Origin of the sequence: Chitinophaga niabensis (assembly GCF_900129465.1) — a bacterium.
GTDB lineage: Bacteria > Bacteroidota > Bacteroidia > Chitinophagales > Chitinophagaceae > Chitinophaga > Chitinophaga niabensis.
The window spans coordinates 154,927-172,245 of record NZ_FSRA01000002.1; the positions used below are offsets into that span (position 1 = coordinate 154,927).

Here is a 17,319-nt window from a genome sequence, read left to right on the forward strand (position 1 = left end):
CGTTAATTTTTACAAACATTAATAGCCTGGGTTCTGGATCAGGTTCTGGCTTTTGGAGATCTCCGAGCCGGGGATATCCTGGTAATACCACCTGGTATCGAACGTATAACGTGAATTGCGTTCGTCCAGCCGCGCATCAAAGAAATATTTGCCGGCCTCTGCTGAGTAGAAAGCCATCAGTGTACGGTAAACGGTACCATTTTGTTCCTTGTCGAGGATACGCCATCTCTTAAGGTCCCACCAGATCTTGTTCTCAAACGCCAGTTCCTTTCTTCTTTCATTGCGAACAATATCTATAGTGTTGAGTGCAGCAGCAGAAGCTAATAATACAGCGCCGGCCCTTTCGCGGATCTGGTTGATAATGCTGAACGCATCCTGCAGATAACTGCCTCCCTGCCCTGCTGCATGTAATTCATATGCAGCTTCTGCACGGTTCAGTAATACCTCTGCATAGCGCATTTCTATCCAGGTTTGGTCCGAACGGTTTTCCAACACTTCAGCAGTAGGCCTGTTCGGATCGAGGTATTTCCTCACAGAAAAACCAGATACAGCCCCTGTTCCATCAGCCGTAAATACACCACTTCTGCCGGCAGGGTTTTTCTTTGATCCATCAGGTAATGTGAAGGGCGTTTGCTGTGCGTTGGGAGAAGATACAATGTTAACGGACGGATAAGGAGCAGTAGACCCTTCAGGCAATAAACGGCTGATACCACCAGCTGTACTACCTGTATAAATACCACGATAGATCTCAATGCTCTCATTCTTAAAAATATCTCCCGGAACAATCACGGTGGCACGCAGCCTGGGTTCTGCGTTTGCAAAGAGGTCCAGCGTATTGGTGTAGAGGATATATTTCCCACCGGCATCCAGCGTTTGAATGGTGCCGTCAGGGTTCTTTGGAAAACCATCATAAAGCTCCACCAGGTTCAGTGTAGGATTCACCTCAGCAGAATAGCCATTTCCACCCATCAACTGTCGGGGAACATTATAAGCATCATAGCCGTGTACCGTTTCAGGATATTTATATCCTTTTACCAGGATGTTCTCCGGGCTTGTTGCATCAAAGAACAGGTTGATGTAATTCTGCATCTGCGCCTGTTTGTCTCCGGCAGCCCAACTTTTTTTGTACAGGCTGTAATGACCATCTACAAGGCCTGCTGCATCATAGGCGGCTTTGAAATAATCATTTGCTTTGTTAGCAGGTATACCTACCAGCCTGTTCTGATTACCATCGAACAACTGTATCTGGTTATATTTCGCAATTGAACCAGCATACAACATCGCGCGTGATTTAAAAGCTGCTGCTGCATATTTATTAGCACGCCCGGATTCACTGGAAGCCTTCATGTTGTTATAGGCGAAATCAAGGTCTGCCGCAATGGAATCGTACACAGCCTGTTCTGATGCCCTCGGTATCTTCAGCTCCTCTATACTTTGTTCCGGGTAGTTCAACACTTTGTTGATGATGGGTACACCACCATATCTTTTCACAAGCGCCATATATGTTACTGCGCGGATAAAGCGGGCTTCTCCCAGCCAGTGGTTCACATCCGCCTGCTGGAAGTTACCGGCATATGTTGGCAGGGTCTGCAGGAAATAATTTGCTTCCCTTATCAGCGGATAGGCGCGTTCCCAAAAATTGAATCCCTCGGTGGTAGAACCGTTCAGGTCACGGCTCAATGCTTCACCGGTATTGGCAGGTTGAGGATTGATGATCCAGAAGTGATTGGTACCTCTTGTGGGCGAATACCGGAAATCTTCAAATGGCAGTTCACTGTAGCAGCGGGCCATGTAAATCCTGATACCACCCTCGGTAGTAAACACATCTTTATCCTGGATCACGTTCATGGGTGGAATATCCAGATCGGTGCAGGCTGTTTGCCCAATGAAGCATACGATGGAAAGCAAGAATATCTTCAGTTTCATAACATTAAAATTTAACGTTCAGACCTACGGAGAAAGTCCTGTTGAGTGGGTACAGGTAGCTGTACAAAGTAGCAGGGTGCTCAGGGTCTACATACTTTATATCAGTGATGGTGATCAGGTTGTATCCATTCACAAAAGCCCTCACACCTTTAAGCCCTATCCTCGTAGCTATCCTTTCAGGAAGTGAATAACCGACCTCTGCACTCTTCAGCCTTAAATAAGCAGCATTCTGTACGTTGAAAGCAGAGTTCTCATCAGGCACAGTACCTGTGTACCCATACTTCCCGGGTATCCATTGTGTATTCGGATCATAAGGATCAGCTTTGGGATCTGCTGGATGCCATCTGTCCAGGAACAAAGCCAGGCCGCTACCACCACCCCATAAAGATTCACGCAGTTGTTCATTATATCCGATATTCACCATATCGGAACCCTGGAAAAGGCAATTGAAGTCCACCCCTTTCCAGGAGCCTCCAAGCATAAGCCCATAATTAACCAGGGGAATGCCGTTATAAGCAATGGGGTGTACATCAAGGTCGCTGATCATACCATCGCCATTCCAGTCTTCATAAGCATAGTCACCGGGCAGCGTACCTCTTCCCACATAATTCTTACTGTCCAGGATACTTTGCCAGGACTCAAAACGGCCACCGGCACCAAGGCCCCATCGGGCATTATTAAACCGGTTATTAGAATTCTGCCGCCAGTTCTCGTAAGAATTACCCGCTGCGGAACGCTCTACAAAACGGTTGCGGGTACGGGTGTAAGAATAGATGGCTTTCGCATAGTACTCGAAATCTCCTATTTTATTGCCATGGTTGATCTCCAGTTCTATCCCCTGTGAGCGGTTGCTGTTGAGGTTTTCCTGGGGAAGGTTTGCTCCCACAACCCCCGGCAGGCTTTGTGCACGGGTGGTCAGCAAACCTGTTCCGTCTCTGCGGAAGATATCCACAGTAAGGCCGAGCATTCCTCTCCATGCATTGATATCGATGCCAAAGTTTGTGGTTTTAGCTACGAACCAGGTAATGAAAGGATTGGGGATCCCTTTACTTTGCAGCCCGTTGATAAACTCATCGTCGAAGATATGTCCCGGGGGCAGCTGGTTATTGTCGCCGGAAGCAGGATAAGTGTATCCTGTAATAAACTGGTATGCAGCAGCCCCATCATCACCCAACTCACCATAAGACGCACGGATCTTCAGGTTATCGATCATGCGTAATGCCGGACTATTCTTCCAGAATCCTTCTTCTGAAACCCTCCATCCTGCGGACACTCCCGGAAAGAAACCAAACTGTTTATCTCCAGGGAATTTAGATGATCCATCACGGCGAAAACTTGCTTCCAGCAGGTATTTGGATTTGAATGCATAATTTATTCTGCCTACCAGTGCACGGTTGGCATTGCGGTAAAGATCATTGAGGGAAGACGACATATTCCCCTGCTGATTGGTACTGTTGCCCGCCATTAACTGATCCACTGCCAGGGAAAGTTCCCGCATAGCGTAGAAGTTATCTCCTGAACGCACACTGTTCTCGTACAATATCAACGCGCTCACATCATGCACTGAGTTGAACTTATGATCATAACTGGCAGACAGCTGGAACAAACTGTTAGGCCGCTCATAGTATTCCCTTCGTAAACTGGAAGGTGATTGCTGTGGCCTTGCGGTATAAGCATTCGAAGCCGCATCATAAGTATATTGATTGTATTCCCTTTGATAGAGTTTATTGGTGTAGCTGTTGTAATCGTAGCTGTACATCCCTTTAAACTTTAACCCGGCAAGAAAAGGCACCTGGTAAGTAGCGGATACAGATGACTGGAACCACCTGTTCAGGAATTGTTTATACCCTGAGATATCTTTATTTGACATAGCCACCGGGTTCGTACCATCTACAGGCGTATGTGCTAAATAGTCAGGATTATTGTTAGCATATACCGGCTCGAGTGGATTCTGGCGCCAGAAGGAACGGATGATCCACCAGCTATCCTGGTAGGGCTGGTTCTTCTGATCGAAGATGCCGTTTATGTTTAGGTCTACAGTAATATCCCGTGTTACTTTGCCGGTAATATTGGAGCGTACGTTATAGCGTTTATAATTAAGATCACCGCTTCTGAGGAAACCCTGCTGTTCTGTGTATCCGAGGCTCACATAATAACTGATATCTTCACTGCCACCGGAAGCATTGAGGTTGTGTTGCATCTGCGGAACCACATCCTTTATGGTAGGCGTATACCAGTCCGTACTTTGTTTGGAACCATTACGGTAAGCGTCGAAATCAGCATCGGTATATGCCAGGCGGCCGCCATTTACATTATGCATCAGCTTCTCATTCACGAGGGTCATATAACCGATCGCATCCAGGGAGCGCGGCAGGCCGGAAGGTTTTTGCCAGGTATAGCTTCCGTTGTAGGTAAGCTGGCGTCCTATCTTACCACGTTTGGTGGTCACCAGTATCACGCCATTTGCGGCACGTACGCCATATACAGCAGCAGATGCATCTTTCAGTACCGAAATATTTTCTATATCGTTAGGATCGAGGCGCGCAATGTTATCGCGGGGAATACCATCTATGATCATGAGCGGCGCACCAAAACCACGGATATCGAAGTTATTGTCGAAAGAGCCCGGTTCACTGCTATTCTGTACAATGCGGAGACCGGGAACTTTACCCGTTAGCATATTCAGCACATTTTCGTTTTTAGTGGTATTGATCTCTGCATTGGTAACTGCCGCCACAGATCCGGTAAGGGTGGCTTTCTTTTGCACACCATAACCCACTACCACCAGTGTAGTCAGTGCCTTGTTTTCCACCGCTAATTTCGCATCAACGGTAGACCGCCTCTGAATAGGTATTTCCTGGCTAATGTATCCGATGAAAGAGAACACAAGTGTTTCAGTTCCCAGCGGCACTGATAGCACATAGCTTCCATCCTCACGGGTAACTGTACCTTTGGAAGTACCTTTTACTGCTATATTCACACCAGGAAGCGGCTCCTGGCTCTCTCCCACCACTTTTCCCTTCACGGAGAAAACCTGCTGAGCACTATTGCTCCTGGGCTTCACCACGATCGTATTTTCACGGATGGCATAATCCAGCGGCTGACCTGCAAAACAGAGGTCCAGCACTTCTTCCACCGTAGCCTTTTCAACGGAAATGCTGACAGGTTTGGTGGATGCCAGCTGGGCATCATTGTACAGCAGCTTGTAACCGCTTTGTCTTTTCAGTTCTTTCAACACTACTTCAATGGAAGTGTTCTTTACGTTCAGCGTGACCAATTGGGCAAATGCAGATGCCCTCACTTGCATGAATGCCATCATGCATAACGCGAAAGTCAGCTTTCCGTATAATAGGAATTTCAATGTGTGGAACCGTTGCATAGCAAACTTTTTGGTTGTTATGGTATATTGTTGCGCATATAGAGGATTAACGAGAAACTTGTATAGTAGTACCTTTCAGTCCGAAACGAACGCTTTCAGTCATTTCCAGCATATTGAGCACTCCGGAAACATTGCCGTAACGAGACACGGTACCGGAGAAAGTTAAGCCCTGCATTTCACCAGTGTATTCAGGCTTTATATTGTACCAGCGGGAGAGTTTGCGCATGATGCTGTGAATGTCCTCATTATCAAAAATGAAAAGACCATTCTTCCAGGCTACAGCTTCTTCCACATTAGCCCGGCTCATAGTGATGGTGTTGCCAACGAGTGCCTGCATACCGGGTTTAAGGATATGCCGGCCTGAAAGATTACTGACAGCTACACTGCCTTCAAGGAGGGTTACTTTACTTTTAGCTTCATCAGCATAAGCCATCACATTGAAATGAGTTCCCAGTACCTCAACGGAGTTACCATTGAAAGCAACTTTGAAAGGCATATGCTCGTTGCGCGCCACTTCAAAATAAGCCTCGCCGGTAATTTCCACAGACCGGTCCTGCCCGCTGAAAGAAGAAGGGAATCTAAGCGTAGAAGCCGCATTCAGCCAAACGCTGGTACCATCGGATAACGTGATCCTGAACTGTCCGCCTACAGGTGTGGAAAGCGTATGTATCTGCACTTCATCAGATGCGCCACCCATATTATAGGCCAGGCTTCCGCTATCCAGTTTCACACACTGTATTCCTCCCTGGTTAAAAAGCGTGCCGTTAGACGCACTATCCAATACAATGCGCTGGCCATTACCAAGCGTTAATACAGCACGGTTGCCACCGGGGGCACGGTCATTATTACTATTTTCTGCGAGGGGAACAGCAGCAGGGATGGAAGGAGACGGTTTTAAAAGCCACCAGCCAAGAACAGCTACCAGCAATACGGCAGCTGCAGTTGCAACCGTCCTGAAAGTGCGGATACGGGCGGATCTTCTCCAGCCAATATTCTGCTCTATAGCACCCAGCAATCTTTTCTCGTGAAGCTCACGGCTTTCAGCCATAGCAGGAGGCACTTCCAGGAATTGCCCATCATCATGCGCCAGCCATTGGGCCAGCTCAGCAGCCTCATCAGGGGAGATCGTGCCCTGCAATTGCTTTCGGGCCAGTTCTTGATAACGTTTATTCGTGGAATGGTCTTGCATCAGCAAAGGGTTTCTGATACAAGGTCAATTGAAAAGGAGTTTTCCCTGAATGGAAGAAGAAATTTTTTTCAGGGGGATTAAAAGAATAACATCCACATCCGCGAGATAAGCTGCCCCAGGCCGGAACGCAGGATCTTAAGAGCGCGGCTGATATGGGTTTCCACTGTTTTTTCAGAAACTTTCATGTACCGGGCTATTTCCCGCTGGCTGTACCCTTCCCCCCGGAGCCTGTAAGCAAGCTGGCACTTCTCAGGAAGAGCCGCCACTATTTTCTCCAGCCAGCCCTTCAATTCCTCGAACCCCAGCCACTCTTCGGTAGAATGGTCTGCGGGAGATAAGCTGCGGGCGGTATCCCGGAGATAAACTTCGGCTTTATGCTGCCGGGCAAGGAAGTTCAGGATGCGGTACCTTACCGCCACAACAAGATATCCTGCCAGCTGCTCCCGTATTTCCAGGGTTTCACGGCGTTGCCAAAGGTCAACAAATACGTCTTGCACAATGCTTTCTGCTTCAGAGAGATCGCCCAGTTTTTTGCCTGCTATATAAAGCAGTTTATCCCAGTACCTTTTATATATTTCCCGGAAAGCATGATGTTCCCCGCTCTGCAGCATAAGCAACAGTTCCTCATCACTGTGGAATTGTAAATTAGCGGAACCCATCTACGTAGGTTTTTAATTTTGGGTGATGTATTAACGTAAGTCAGTGAATTCTATCTACTGCAAACTTAATGCTAAATCGTTAATGCAACGAGCTAAAATTTTCTGACCCAATTAGCTATATTAGTTCAATGAATCCCGCTGAAAGAATAATAAAGGTCCTCGAACAGGAAAATTTGCGTCCTGAAATAAAAGATGGCGCCATAAAATGGCAAAACATACATGGAGATCAATGCCGTATTTTCGAACAGGATATTGCTGTTAACGAAGAAAAGTTAGCCTGGCTGGAATCAGATGGCTGGGCTTATCATTTACTTAGAATAATGGAAAACGGAGAGGTTTTCAACTGGACTCCCGAAACCTACAATCCCGTATTTGGTTGTTTCTGCCTGCTGCTGGAGTGGTATAACGGCCACCTGATTTTTATTTATCAGGAAAAGCATAAAATATACATCTGCTCTATTCATAACCAGCAGGTTAAACATTTCAGCTTTTCCGGAGAGGACATAGAACGAAAAGGAAATCTCATTTCCTTTGCTGCCCATGGCGACTTACTGAGGAACAAAGTAAGCATCATACAAATTCCGGAACTCGTACAACTGGATCCCGTCAGCCAAACAGCGGCAAAACAAATGGGGTTATTACCACAGGGGTTAAACAGGCCGGATGGGTTTTTAAAGGCAAAATAATAGAGAAGGGCTACCCATGGATAGCCCTTCTCTATTTAAGGCACAACAGCAATAGCTTCTATGCCTACCAAATGTTCCGGCCGCCCAAGGGCTGCAACAAACATCACAGTTATTAATGGCGGGTTGGGCCTGTTTCCCCAAATCTTCTGAAAAGCTTCAAACCCCGGTCGTATATCCTGCCCCTGCAGAACATAGATCGTCCACTTAATTAAATTCTCCCAATCTGCGCCGGCCGCCTGCAAAGCAGTGCCTATGTTCTTCAGCACTTGCTCCGTCTGCGTTTTCATGTCTTTGCCGATAACTTCTCCCGCTTCGTTATTGGCATTGATCTCTCCTATATATATTGTTTTTGCGTTCCCCTGAACGGTAACAACATTAGTGAATGCCGGATTCTTAATTAGTCCATCCGGATTGATGTGTTCTATTTTTAAGTTTCCCATGGTAAACAGGCAACAATCTTTGTGCCATTGATCAATTAACCAGCTTTCTTTGCAGGAACTTTTCTATCTCTGGCAGTGAAACCTTTTTCAAAATGATATTTCCCCCGGGGCCTATTAAATATCTTGCAGGAAGAGTTGTTATTTGCAAGCCTGTTGGCAATATACCATCTGTTCCTTGCAGATCAGACAGATCAGGCCAGGTAATATTATGCTTAATGATTGCCTGTGTCCACAGATCTTTTTTCGTATCCAGCGAAATCCCTAACACCTGTAATCCCTTCGATCTGTAGAGATTATCTATCCTTTTAACTTCGGGCAGTTCATCCAGGCTGGGTCCAGACCCGCTTGCCCAAAAATAGAGCAGTACATATTTTCCACGGAATTCCGAAAGCTCCCGTACATGGTTTGCCGTGTCCGGCATATCCAAATCAAACATGCTATGTCTTTCCCCGATCAATTCCGGATATTCAAAAAGCCAGTATTTCAGCATTTTACCCATCGAACTTCCCTTCAGTTCTTCAGATAGTCCTGAGAAATACTTCTTTGTACTATCAACCGGTAAGCGGATCGAAAAGCTATTCAATTCATAAAGCGCAGCAAAACCAGTGGGGTTCTCTTCAACAAACCTGTACAGATTGGCGGCTATCCTTCTTTCATAAGGCCTGATAATTTCGCTATGGATCCGTTTTGCTTCATCGAGATCCCCCGCTAATCTTAAGCTATCAATTATAGGGTCATATGCATCCACTTCTTTAACAAGAGGATTATACACCTCCTGCATATAGCGCTTATAGATATCATACTGAGGCGATCCGGTAACGATGGATCGCTGTATCGAATCCTTGCTGCCTGTTATCTTTATCTCATTGTTACCAAGGATAAAATAAACGTAGTCCTTTGATTTGCCAGGTACCTCAATTGCATAAAAATCAAGCTCATCAATATGCCCTTTAAAAGTGAAATGGTCATTGACGCTCATACAGGAATCAATGTACCGTACTCTCAGGCTCGAATAACCATTAGGTTTGCTTCCTAACAATACTTTGGTGTTGCCGATACCATCTATCTTTCCGGAAATGGTGAATCCCTTTTTCTCCTGCGCCATTCCTCTCACACAAAGGATCAGTAATAATGCTGTTGTAAGTCGAATTAGAGACATAATGTATAGTTTGCCTCCAAAAGACCAAAACAAACGCCAATAAACGTTAAGGATATTCAAATACAACTAAGGGGTTAGTTCACCAGCATCCGCTTCACCCCCTCCGTCATAAATACTTTCGGTGCCCCACCCGTTCCACGGTATACGAGATAGGCATCCAGTTCGGGATGTTCTGCCAGCAGCTTTTTGGTCTCTTCCAACCCAAGTACGATACAGGCCGTATCATAAGCATCCGCTGTAATACCATCTTTTGCAATGATGGTCACACTCAGCAGGTCACTTTGTATAATGCCTTTTTTGGGATGCAGGATATGATTGAAGGTTTGCCCACCTGTAGAATAATGATCATTATAATTACCAGCAGTGGTCATAGACAGGTTATTCAATTTCAGTAAAGCTAAACGGCCATCAGGCTGTGTGGGGTCTTCAATGCTCACAGTTCTGGTATTGGTGCAGCGTAACTCTCCTCCCACCTCTACCACATAATCAACGATCCCCTTTGTTTCCAGGAAAGCAGCGATCACATCAACCGTATATCCCTGCGCAATACCATCAAGGTCCAACCGCACATGTTCTTTTGAACTCTGCACCGTTTCCTTATCAAAAGTAATGTATTGAAAACCAACATACTGAAGCAGGGAATCCACCTGGTGTAACCAGGGTTTGCCGGTAGCTTTACCCTTGCGGTAAGCTTCCGTTAATGGCATGATAGTGGGGTCAAAAGCACCATTGGTAGCTTTGTAAACTTCGTAAGCTTTTTGCAGTACGGGGTAAAAATGAACGGACTGAAACCGAAAGGCCCCGAACTGGTTAAAGGTCGAGATCTCGGAATCAGTCCGGTAAGTAGATAAACTTTTATCGATCTCCGTGAAGATGGAATCAACCTGTACCTTCAGGTTACGTTGTTCCTCATCAAGGTAGCTGATATGGTAAGTAGTTCCCTGTGCGGTTCCTTCAAAGCGCACTTCGGGGGCATGCAGCACACCGGATATATAAAACAGCAACAGCAGGTTATTCACCTTTCAGGATATTCATGAGTTCCGGTAAATGCTGCTGGTAAACACCTCTCGGGGAAGTTTTGTATTTCTTAGCCACGGAGGCCGCAAAGCCCACCACTTCTCCCATCATGCCACAGGTACGCATTACACGCGTACTGCCAAATGCAACGTGTGTAGTGCTGATATTACGGCCTGCCATAAACAGGTTGCTGATGTTCTTTGAATAAAGACAACGGTAAGGAATGGTGTAAGGCGCTACTTTGATGTGTTTGGTGCTGGCAAAAAACTCCTGCCCTTCAAAGTACTTGCTGTTCCTGGCATCCGGGAAATGCAGGTCAATCGTCCAGGTAGCGGTTACGCTGCCGTCAGGATATAATTTTCCTTCCTGGATATCCATCTGTGTGAGGATGTGATCTCCAATGATGCGCCGCGATTCCCGCTTACCACCGATATAGGCAACCCATGCCAGTTCCTGTTTTCCATACTTCTCTGCCTTGCTCTTTTTCAGATAAGACCAGTTGCCATAAATAGCACGCAGGTTATGATCGCGGATCTTTTCCGCATCCGTAATGGTATTAAAATTACCAAAACCGGTTTCCCACTCCCAATCTGATTTCGTTTGATCTATATGATACTCATCAGAGAATTGCATAGCCCAGGGCGTTTCAGGGAAAGAAGAAACAGTATCCCTTTCTACAGAAGACCAGAGATTGGAAGTACCGAGTGTAAAGCTGTCTGACTTTTCAGCCGCGAGCGACTCTCCTGTTTCGGCTTTACTTTCCCTGCCCATACGGAAGTCTGCACCGGCTAAATAACCAACTGTTCCATCGCCTGTGCAATCGGAGAAGTAAGTACCTGTAAAACGTAATTCTTTATTGGTAGAAATATCCCTGCCTGTTACAGCAATGATCTTATCTTTTTCTTTCTCCAGTTTATACACATGGGTGTTAAGGAAGAGAGAAAGGTTCTTTTCTGCTTTCACGATCTGGATCTTCCTGGCATCTCCGTATTCCTTTGCATCAGGGTTACCATTACCCGGATCACCATTGTCCATTTCCCTTACAATACGGCCCAGTTTGGGATAGTGGTTTTTATCAACATCTCCCATCAGGTGTACCCGTACTTCTGAGCTGTTATTTCCTCCCAGCACAGGCCTGTCTTGTATCAGTGCGGTTTTCAAACCCATGCGGGCTGCAGAGATAGCAGCGCAGGTCCCAGCTATGCCACCACCGATCACCACAAGATCATAATGCCCGCCGTCACCCGGTGCTGCTGATTGATGTAATAGTTTGCGGCGCAGCGCATTCAGGTCTTCCAGTTTATTGGGTGGTGTGAATTTAGGTGCATCTGTAAAGAACAGCGCATCACAACGGCCATTAAATCCTGTCAGGTCTTTTAAGCTGATCTGTACCTTTTCATTCTGAACATCTACCATACCGGCATCATACCATTTCCAGGCAACATCGCCGCTTTCACCAAATACCTGCCCTGCCTGTTTGCCATCCAGCCAGATGGTGAATTTACCCGGCCCGGTAGGGAATGGCGCCCAGTCTTTTGTTCTCACCCACATCCTGTACTTCCCTTTTGCAGGAAACGTTACAGTGGTGCTTGCATCTTTTACGGGTTTTCCCATACCATGCGCCATCAGGTAAGAAGAACCGATCACTACAAATGATTGCTGATCCACTACCCAGCCACCTTTGTTTTCAAAGGATTCCGCTTCTACATAAACATACCGCTGTGCAGTAGCATGGAATGTGATGAAGAGGAAAAGAATCATCAGATTTCGTTTCATATCCATTTTCAGTTTGAATGTTTTTTTATGATCCATTTATTGAATGTCCTTTGCATAAGGGCCCAGCTGATCTTTTACAGCCTGCGACAATTGGGGCTGCGCTGCGAGGATAGCCAGTTTGCTTTTCACCTGTTCCTGGTTGCCCGTGAGTGATTTCGCCACCGCCAGTGCTACCTTATCCGTAAGCACCAGGGCTGCCATCTTTTTATAGATAGCCATTTGCAGGGGGTATACCGCTTTGTCGGCTGTTTCCCAAAGCCACAGCTGCCTGTCCGCAAAAAAATCGGCGTTTGCTTTCTGCAGGGCATACTTCGCCGTGAAAATGTTATTCCCTTCAATGATCCGGATAATATCATCTTCATAAGCCGCTGTAACATGGCCGGTAGCATCCATCACTTTATCCATTGCCCAGTACTGGTAATGGTGGTTCTTACTTTGCAGGAAGTTGTGCAGTAAAGTAGTATCTGTTAAGGTTTCCGTAATGCCGGAGATCTCTTTCGTGATCTTTCCATGTGCAAGATGCCAGAGCGTATAACAGGTAAAAACAGCTCCCTCTATTACTTCATTCTTAATTGTTTTAAGCGTGGCGCCGGTTTTCACATCTACAGAATCAGAGATCTTTTCCGTGCCTTTTACCACCAGGTCTTCCATTTTTAATTCAGAGAAGATGGAGGTTTCTTTTGCAATGATCTCCTGCAATTTGGCATAGTCCTTCTCCTGGAACTCCCGGTGATCTGTTTTGGTCAGCACTTCATTGGCCGGCATAGTAAAACGGGTATAGTTGCCCAAGAGGTCCCAGTAAAAATTGATATATACGGGTTTGCATTCCCCTGTGTTACATACAGGCGTATAAATATTCCGGAAGTAATACAGGGGCCTGCCTTCATTATCCAATGCGAGCTTTAAAGTATCCTTCTCTGCTGTCAGGTATACACGTTCAGTCTGCCCATGGGCAAGGCTGCATAAGAATAATAAGATGCCTGTAAGGATCCTCTGCATACTATTTATATTCCAGCAAAGCAGTTGCTTTGCAATCGCTGTTACTACTGAACCTGATCCAGCGCGCCTGGATACCTGCGGGAAAATGATGGGTAAACGTTTCTCCCGGCGCTACGGTTATTTCTTTATACTTCATCCACTTACCGGTACCAACAGGGTCTGCTTCTATCGTAAAGGTAACAGGCTGTTTTGCAGCATGAGATAATTTTAAACTGCGGTCGTCATAAAATCCGATGAGGTAAGGATCAGAAGGCACGCCGCTCTTTACATCAGTGTTTTTCCAGGGACCACCATGCCCTATGGGTTTACCCATTTTCCACAGATCATCTATTACCCCGGCCCATACTGCTGCCTTTCCATCACCGGAATAAATAAGATGATCATTCCCTTTTACCTGCCCGTCAATTCCTGTAAGGATCAGTAAACCTCTGTAGGAAGCATAATCTTTGATCCGGAAGGAATGGGAGGATACTGGTCTGATCTTGGCATATCCATCTGCATTTTCAGCAGGCAGTTCATAAAAAGTTCCATGGCAGTTGAACAGATCACGTTCTGTAGCGACTTCTCTGCAAACACGCAGACTGGTTCCTGTGAACGCATCATTCCCCAAGGGTAAACGCCAGCGGCGGCCCTTATCATCAACTACCAGTACTGATGCTTCATCTATCATAACCGGCTGTTCAGGAATAGCGAACTTGCTTTTGATGAACTGATCCATCACTGCATCTTCCTTTTTCACCAATGCCATTTTCTCATCCAGTTCATAATATCCATGAGCAGTGCTAAGCCCCAATGTACGGCGATCATCTCCCAGCGCATACAATAAACCCTCTGATGCTGCAGTTCCTGTTATTTTACTGAGGCCATTGAATATTGCTGCAGGTTTTGTACTGCGGGCATCATCTGCTGCATAACAGAACTGCAGGGTAGCGTTGGTGGCATTGTTCGTTTTCACGCGGATCCACTCTCCCGGCATGTTTGCCGGAAAGAATACAGGAGTTGCAGCTCCCGGAGCTAAGGTAATAGTTTGGAGGTTAATTTTAACCCAGTGTCCATTTCCATTATCAGTTTCGAAGGTAAATGTTACGGGAACCTTCCCATTGTTCTGCACCCATGCAGAACGGTGTTTCCAGCCAGCAAACAGGAAAGGATCGGAAGGTTCGTTGGCCTTTATATCCTCTTCTACCCAAATGGCACCTTCTGCAGTAACGGGCCCCAATTGATCAGGCAGGTTAAAGGAAGTGAACCATAGATTGGAATTGGACTCACCCGGCCCTTCAATACTTCCTTTCGCTTTACGTTTATTGAGAAATTCTTTCTGCGCGGAATCATCACAACCAAAAACCAACTGCTCATTCCAGCGGGTATAATCACCGATCACTTTCAGATAAGCAGAACGCGGACGGATACCGGCTGTGTTAACAGCAGAAAAACTCCCGGGAAAACGCCAGAACATGCCATGCATGGTCATCAGGTAATCCGGCTTCTGTGCAGTTCCGATATCACGTATCCTTGGCCATTCTGTATTCCATCCATGTGCGCCATCATAACTATGGCTGGCTTTGGGTAACCTGTAAAAATGCCATTTCCCGGCATCACGTACACCCAGTAATACGGATTTATAATCCCAGCCTGTAGCCCAGATGGGATCTGTTGCAGGATGTGGATTACCATTGATACCACCAGGGCCGGTCACCTCCACAAACTGGTTGCGGCGAACTACTTTCCAGTTCTTTCCATCCCATTCAGACAAAGAACCTGATTCAATATCAAAATCTGTCAAAGCCTTTGGACCCTGTTCTCCATTGTTGGAATAGATCATTACACCCTGACCGGAATACAGTCCTTTGCCATGTGCACCGGGTAACAGATCACTGTTCTTCCGGGTATTTCCATCTTCTGATATCATCACCGGCTGCAACGTTTTTACATCCACTTCATAGAACCCTTCCTCCATAGTACCATAATAGATCTTACCTGCCGGGTCCTGCAGATGACGTGCATTGCCTGTATGGCGGCCAGCCATAGCTGTATAAGGGATTACCCTTACGCCACCTTTTCCGTCAATAGCATAAGGGCCGATGAACAGCTGGTTACTTTCTTTATGGATCATCCTGTTGGCTGGCGTGCCTCCAATGCTTTCGTCCCTGACTGTTTGTTTTAACGCAGGTGATATCTCATACAGCTTATCAGAAGAACCTTTGGGCAGATGCGGCCCATACGTGATCACCCATAAATTTCCGGCCCATGGCACTACTGCTCCGGTACCGCACTCTCCTTCTTTGTTATACATGGCCAGATGCGGGTAAACCCCGCTGAAAGCACGTTGCGCTTTCAGCGGGCCGGCCGCAAAACATAAGCCTATCAATAGTCCGTTGATTCCTTTTCTCATCATTTTTAATAGTTAGGATTTTGTGTAAGATGGCTGATCAATACTTCTGTACTTGGTATTGGCCAAAGGTATTGCCGTGAAGCATCAAATTTCCGCACTGCCACTACCTTGATATAACCGGCATTATACATAGCGGAGAGGTCTGCCACACCATCTTCATCTACAGGAGTAGTTTGCGGGAAGAACCACAATCCGGGCTGCACTACTTTTGTACGGAGATCTGCAGGGTCCAGCATCCCGTAGTTCGGCATATTCAAAACTTTGTCTGCAATTTTCCAGCGGATGATATCCATATAGCGGATGCCTTCCCTTGCAAACTCCATACGCCTTTCATTTCGCAGGGCCTTCCGCAGCGCGGCCTGGTCACTGGATGTCACAGCGGGATAAGCTGCTGTATTGGTGTATGCTACGCCATATGCTCTTGCACGTACCATATTTATAGCATCCCTCACGGACTGATCTATTTGATTTAACTCAATTTTTGCTTCCGCATACATCAGTAATACATCTGCATAACGTATAATGATCTTATCCGGTTCTATCTTCCAGGAATTCAGCAGCCAGTCTCCATCCACTCCTTTCTTCCAGTTCAGTCCGTTGAAAGAAGCAAAGATGGCAATGGAGCGGGTGTCTTTATTCTCTACATATTTCTGATCTGCATCCTTCCATACTTTTAGGGTATCAGGATGCGGCTGATAAGTATAGCCCAGATGAGAGGTTTGAAACTCTATGATGGTAGCGGCGCAACGGGGATCACGGTTCAGGAAAGGTTTACGCGGATCGTAAAGCGGCGATTCATCTATCGGTAATCCATCTTTACAAAGGAATGCACAGAACAGGTCCCAGGAAGGATTTTTAGCACCCCAGCCTCCGGCATTCCTTGGTACAAAGTTCTGCGCGTCATCAAAGGTTACTTTCAGGGCCACAGATCTTGGCAGGCCAAAAATAGTTTCGATGGAATTCTTTGTTTTGGGGAGAAAGAGGTTACCGAAATCTGTATGCAGCTTATAAACATTCTGATCCATACAGGCTTTCGCAGCATCACGGGCAGTAGCCATATCGCCCATGTGTAAAGCGATCCTCGCTTTCATAGCCAGTGCAGCACCGGAAGTGGCACGTTTCAGGTCCGCTGCCCCATATGTTTTAGGTAAGTACAATGCAGCAGAATCAAAATCTGCGTAGATACTCTTCAATACGGTGGCAGCATCCGTTTGTTTAAGGCTCAGTGCCTGTTCTATATCCAGGGTGGATTCCGTATACACAATATTCCCATAGTGGGAGAGCAGGCGTGAATACTGGCAGGCACGTACAAAACGCGCCTCACCGGAATAACGGCTGATCTGGGCCTGAGATAAGGTCTTCGCTGCCCTGCCCACACTTATTATCACGTTATTGGCCCTTGCAATCGCTTTATAGGAATTCGTCCACCAGGTTTTTACAAAGTCTGTTTCTCCGTTGATAGTAGCACCTGTGATAGGAGTGGTAGCATCGCGGTATAGAAAATCGTCTGTCCATTCATCACTGTCCTGCAACCAGAATGCATCCTTATACAATCCATTGAGGGACATATCAATTTCCTCCGGAGTGGAATTCCATGTTTCACCTGATCCATCTGATAATGGATTCAGGTCCAGGCTACCGCAGGAAGTGATAAAAATGAGGCCGATACCGGCTATTAATATGTTGCGTTTCATAAT

General features: G+C 46.3%; 12 protein-coding genes. 1 reads left to right on the forward strand and 11 read right to left on the reverse strand.

All coding sequences use genetic code 11. From position 1 onward, the window contains the following. Positions 1–18: 18 nt before the first annotated feature. The 4 genes from BUR42_RS17575 to BUR42_RS17590 form a co-directional block, all read right to left on the reverse strand. The gene (locus BUR42_RS17575) at positions 19–1,926 is read right to left on the reverse strand and encodes a RagB/SusD family nutrient uptake outer membrane protein (protein WP_074240756.1); all 1,908 of its coding nucleotides are present in this window, start codon (positions 1,924–1,926) and stop codon (positions 19–21) included. Positions 1,927–1,930: 4 nt separating this feature from the next. Continuing rightward, positions 1,931–5,305, reverse strand: coding sequence for a TonB-dependent receptor (locus BUR42_RS17580; protein ID WP_084185671.1), 3,375 nt, complete (start codon positions 5,303–5,305; stop codon positions 1,931–1,933). A 46-nt stretch (positions 5,306–5,351) separates the two neighbouring features. Then, positions 5,352–6,494, reverse strand: coding sequence for a FecR family protein (locus BUR42_RS17585; protein WP_074240757.1), 1,143 nt, complete (start codon positions 6,492–6,494; stop codon positions 5,352–5,354). A 77-nt stretch (positions 6,495–6,571) separates the two neighbouring features. After that, entirely contained in the window at positions 6,572–7,153 is a 582-nt protein-coding gene (locus tag BUR42_RS17590) for an RNA polymerase sigma-70 factor (protein WP_074240758.1), read from the reverse strand. A gap of 128 nt (positions 7,154–7,281) precedes the next feature. On the opposite strand from BUR42_RS17590, the gene BUR42_RS17595 reads away from it, so the two are divergent. Next, positions 7,282–7,839, forward strand: a complete 558-nt coding sequence (locus tag BUR42_RS17595) for a hypothetical protein (protein ID WP_074240759.1) — start codon at positions 7,282–7,284, stop codon at positions 7,837–7,839. A gap of 35 nt (positions 7,840–7,874) precedes the next feature. Here BUR42_RS17595 and BUR42_RS17600 read toward each other — a convergent pair whose 3' ends face one another. The 7 genes from BUR42_RS17600 to BUR42_RS17630 all read right to left on the reverse strand — a co-directional run bounded on the left by BUR42_RS17600 (position 7,875) and on the right by BUR42_RS17630 (position 17,316). Further along, complete coding sequence (locus BUR42_RS17600) at positions 7,875–8,279, reverse strand: RidA family protein (protein WP_074240760.1); 405 nt, start codon at positions 8,277–8,279, stop codon at positions 7,875–7,877. A gap of 31 nt (positions 8,280–8,310) precedes the next feature. After that, the gene (locus BUR42_RS17605) at positions 8,311–9,438 is read right to left on the reverse strand and encodes a TlpA disulfide reductase family protein (RefSeq protein WP_084185672.1); all 1,128 of its coding nucleotides are present in this window, start codon (positions 9,436–9,438) and stop codon (positions 8,311–8,313) included. A gap of 74 nt (positions 9,439–9,512) precedes the next feature. Further along, entirely contained in the window at positions 9,513–10,457 is a 945-nt protein-coding gene (locus BUR42_RS17610) for an FAD:protein FMN transferase (protein WP_084185673.1), read from the reverse strand. Then, positions 10,450–12,231, reverse strand: a complete 1,782-nt coding sequence (locus BUR42_RS17615) for an FAD-dependent oxidoreductase (protein ID WP_074243064.1) — start codon at positions 12,229–12,231, stop codon at positions 10,450–10,452. The genes BUR42_RS17610 and BUR42_RS17615 overlap by 8 nt, the downstream gene beginning before the upstream one ends. A 36-nt stretch (positions 12,232–12,267) precedes the next feature. Then, on the reverse strand, positions 12,268–13,230 hold the full coding sequence (locus tag BUR42_RS17620) for a hypothetical protein (protein WP_074240762.1): 963 nt from the start codon (positions 13,228–13,230) through the stop codon (positions 12,268–12,270). A gap of 1 nt (position 13,231) precedes the next feature. Continuing rightward, positions 13,232–15,625, reverse strand: coding sequence for a hypothetical protein (locus BUR42_RS17625; protein ID WP_200798315.1), 2,394 nt, complete (start codon positions 15,623–15,625; stop codon positions 13,232–13,234). Between the two features lie 2 nt (positions 15,626–15,627). Next, positions 15,628–17,316: a RagB/SusD family nutrient uptake outer membrane protein gene (locus tag BUR42_RS17630; protein WP_074240763.1), complete on the reverse strand. Its 1,689-nt coding sequence runs from the start codon at positions 17,314–17,316 to the stop codon at positions 15,628–15,630. Positions 17,317–17,319 lie beyond the last annotated feature (3 nt).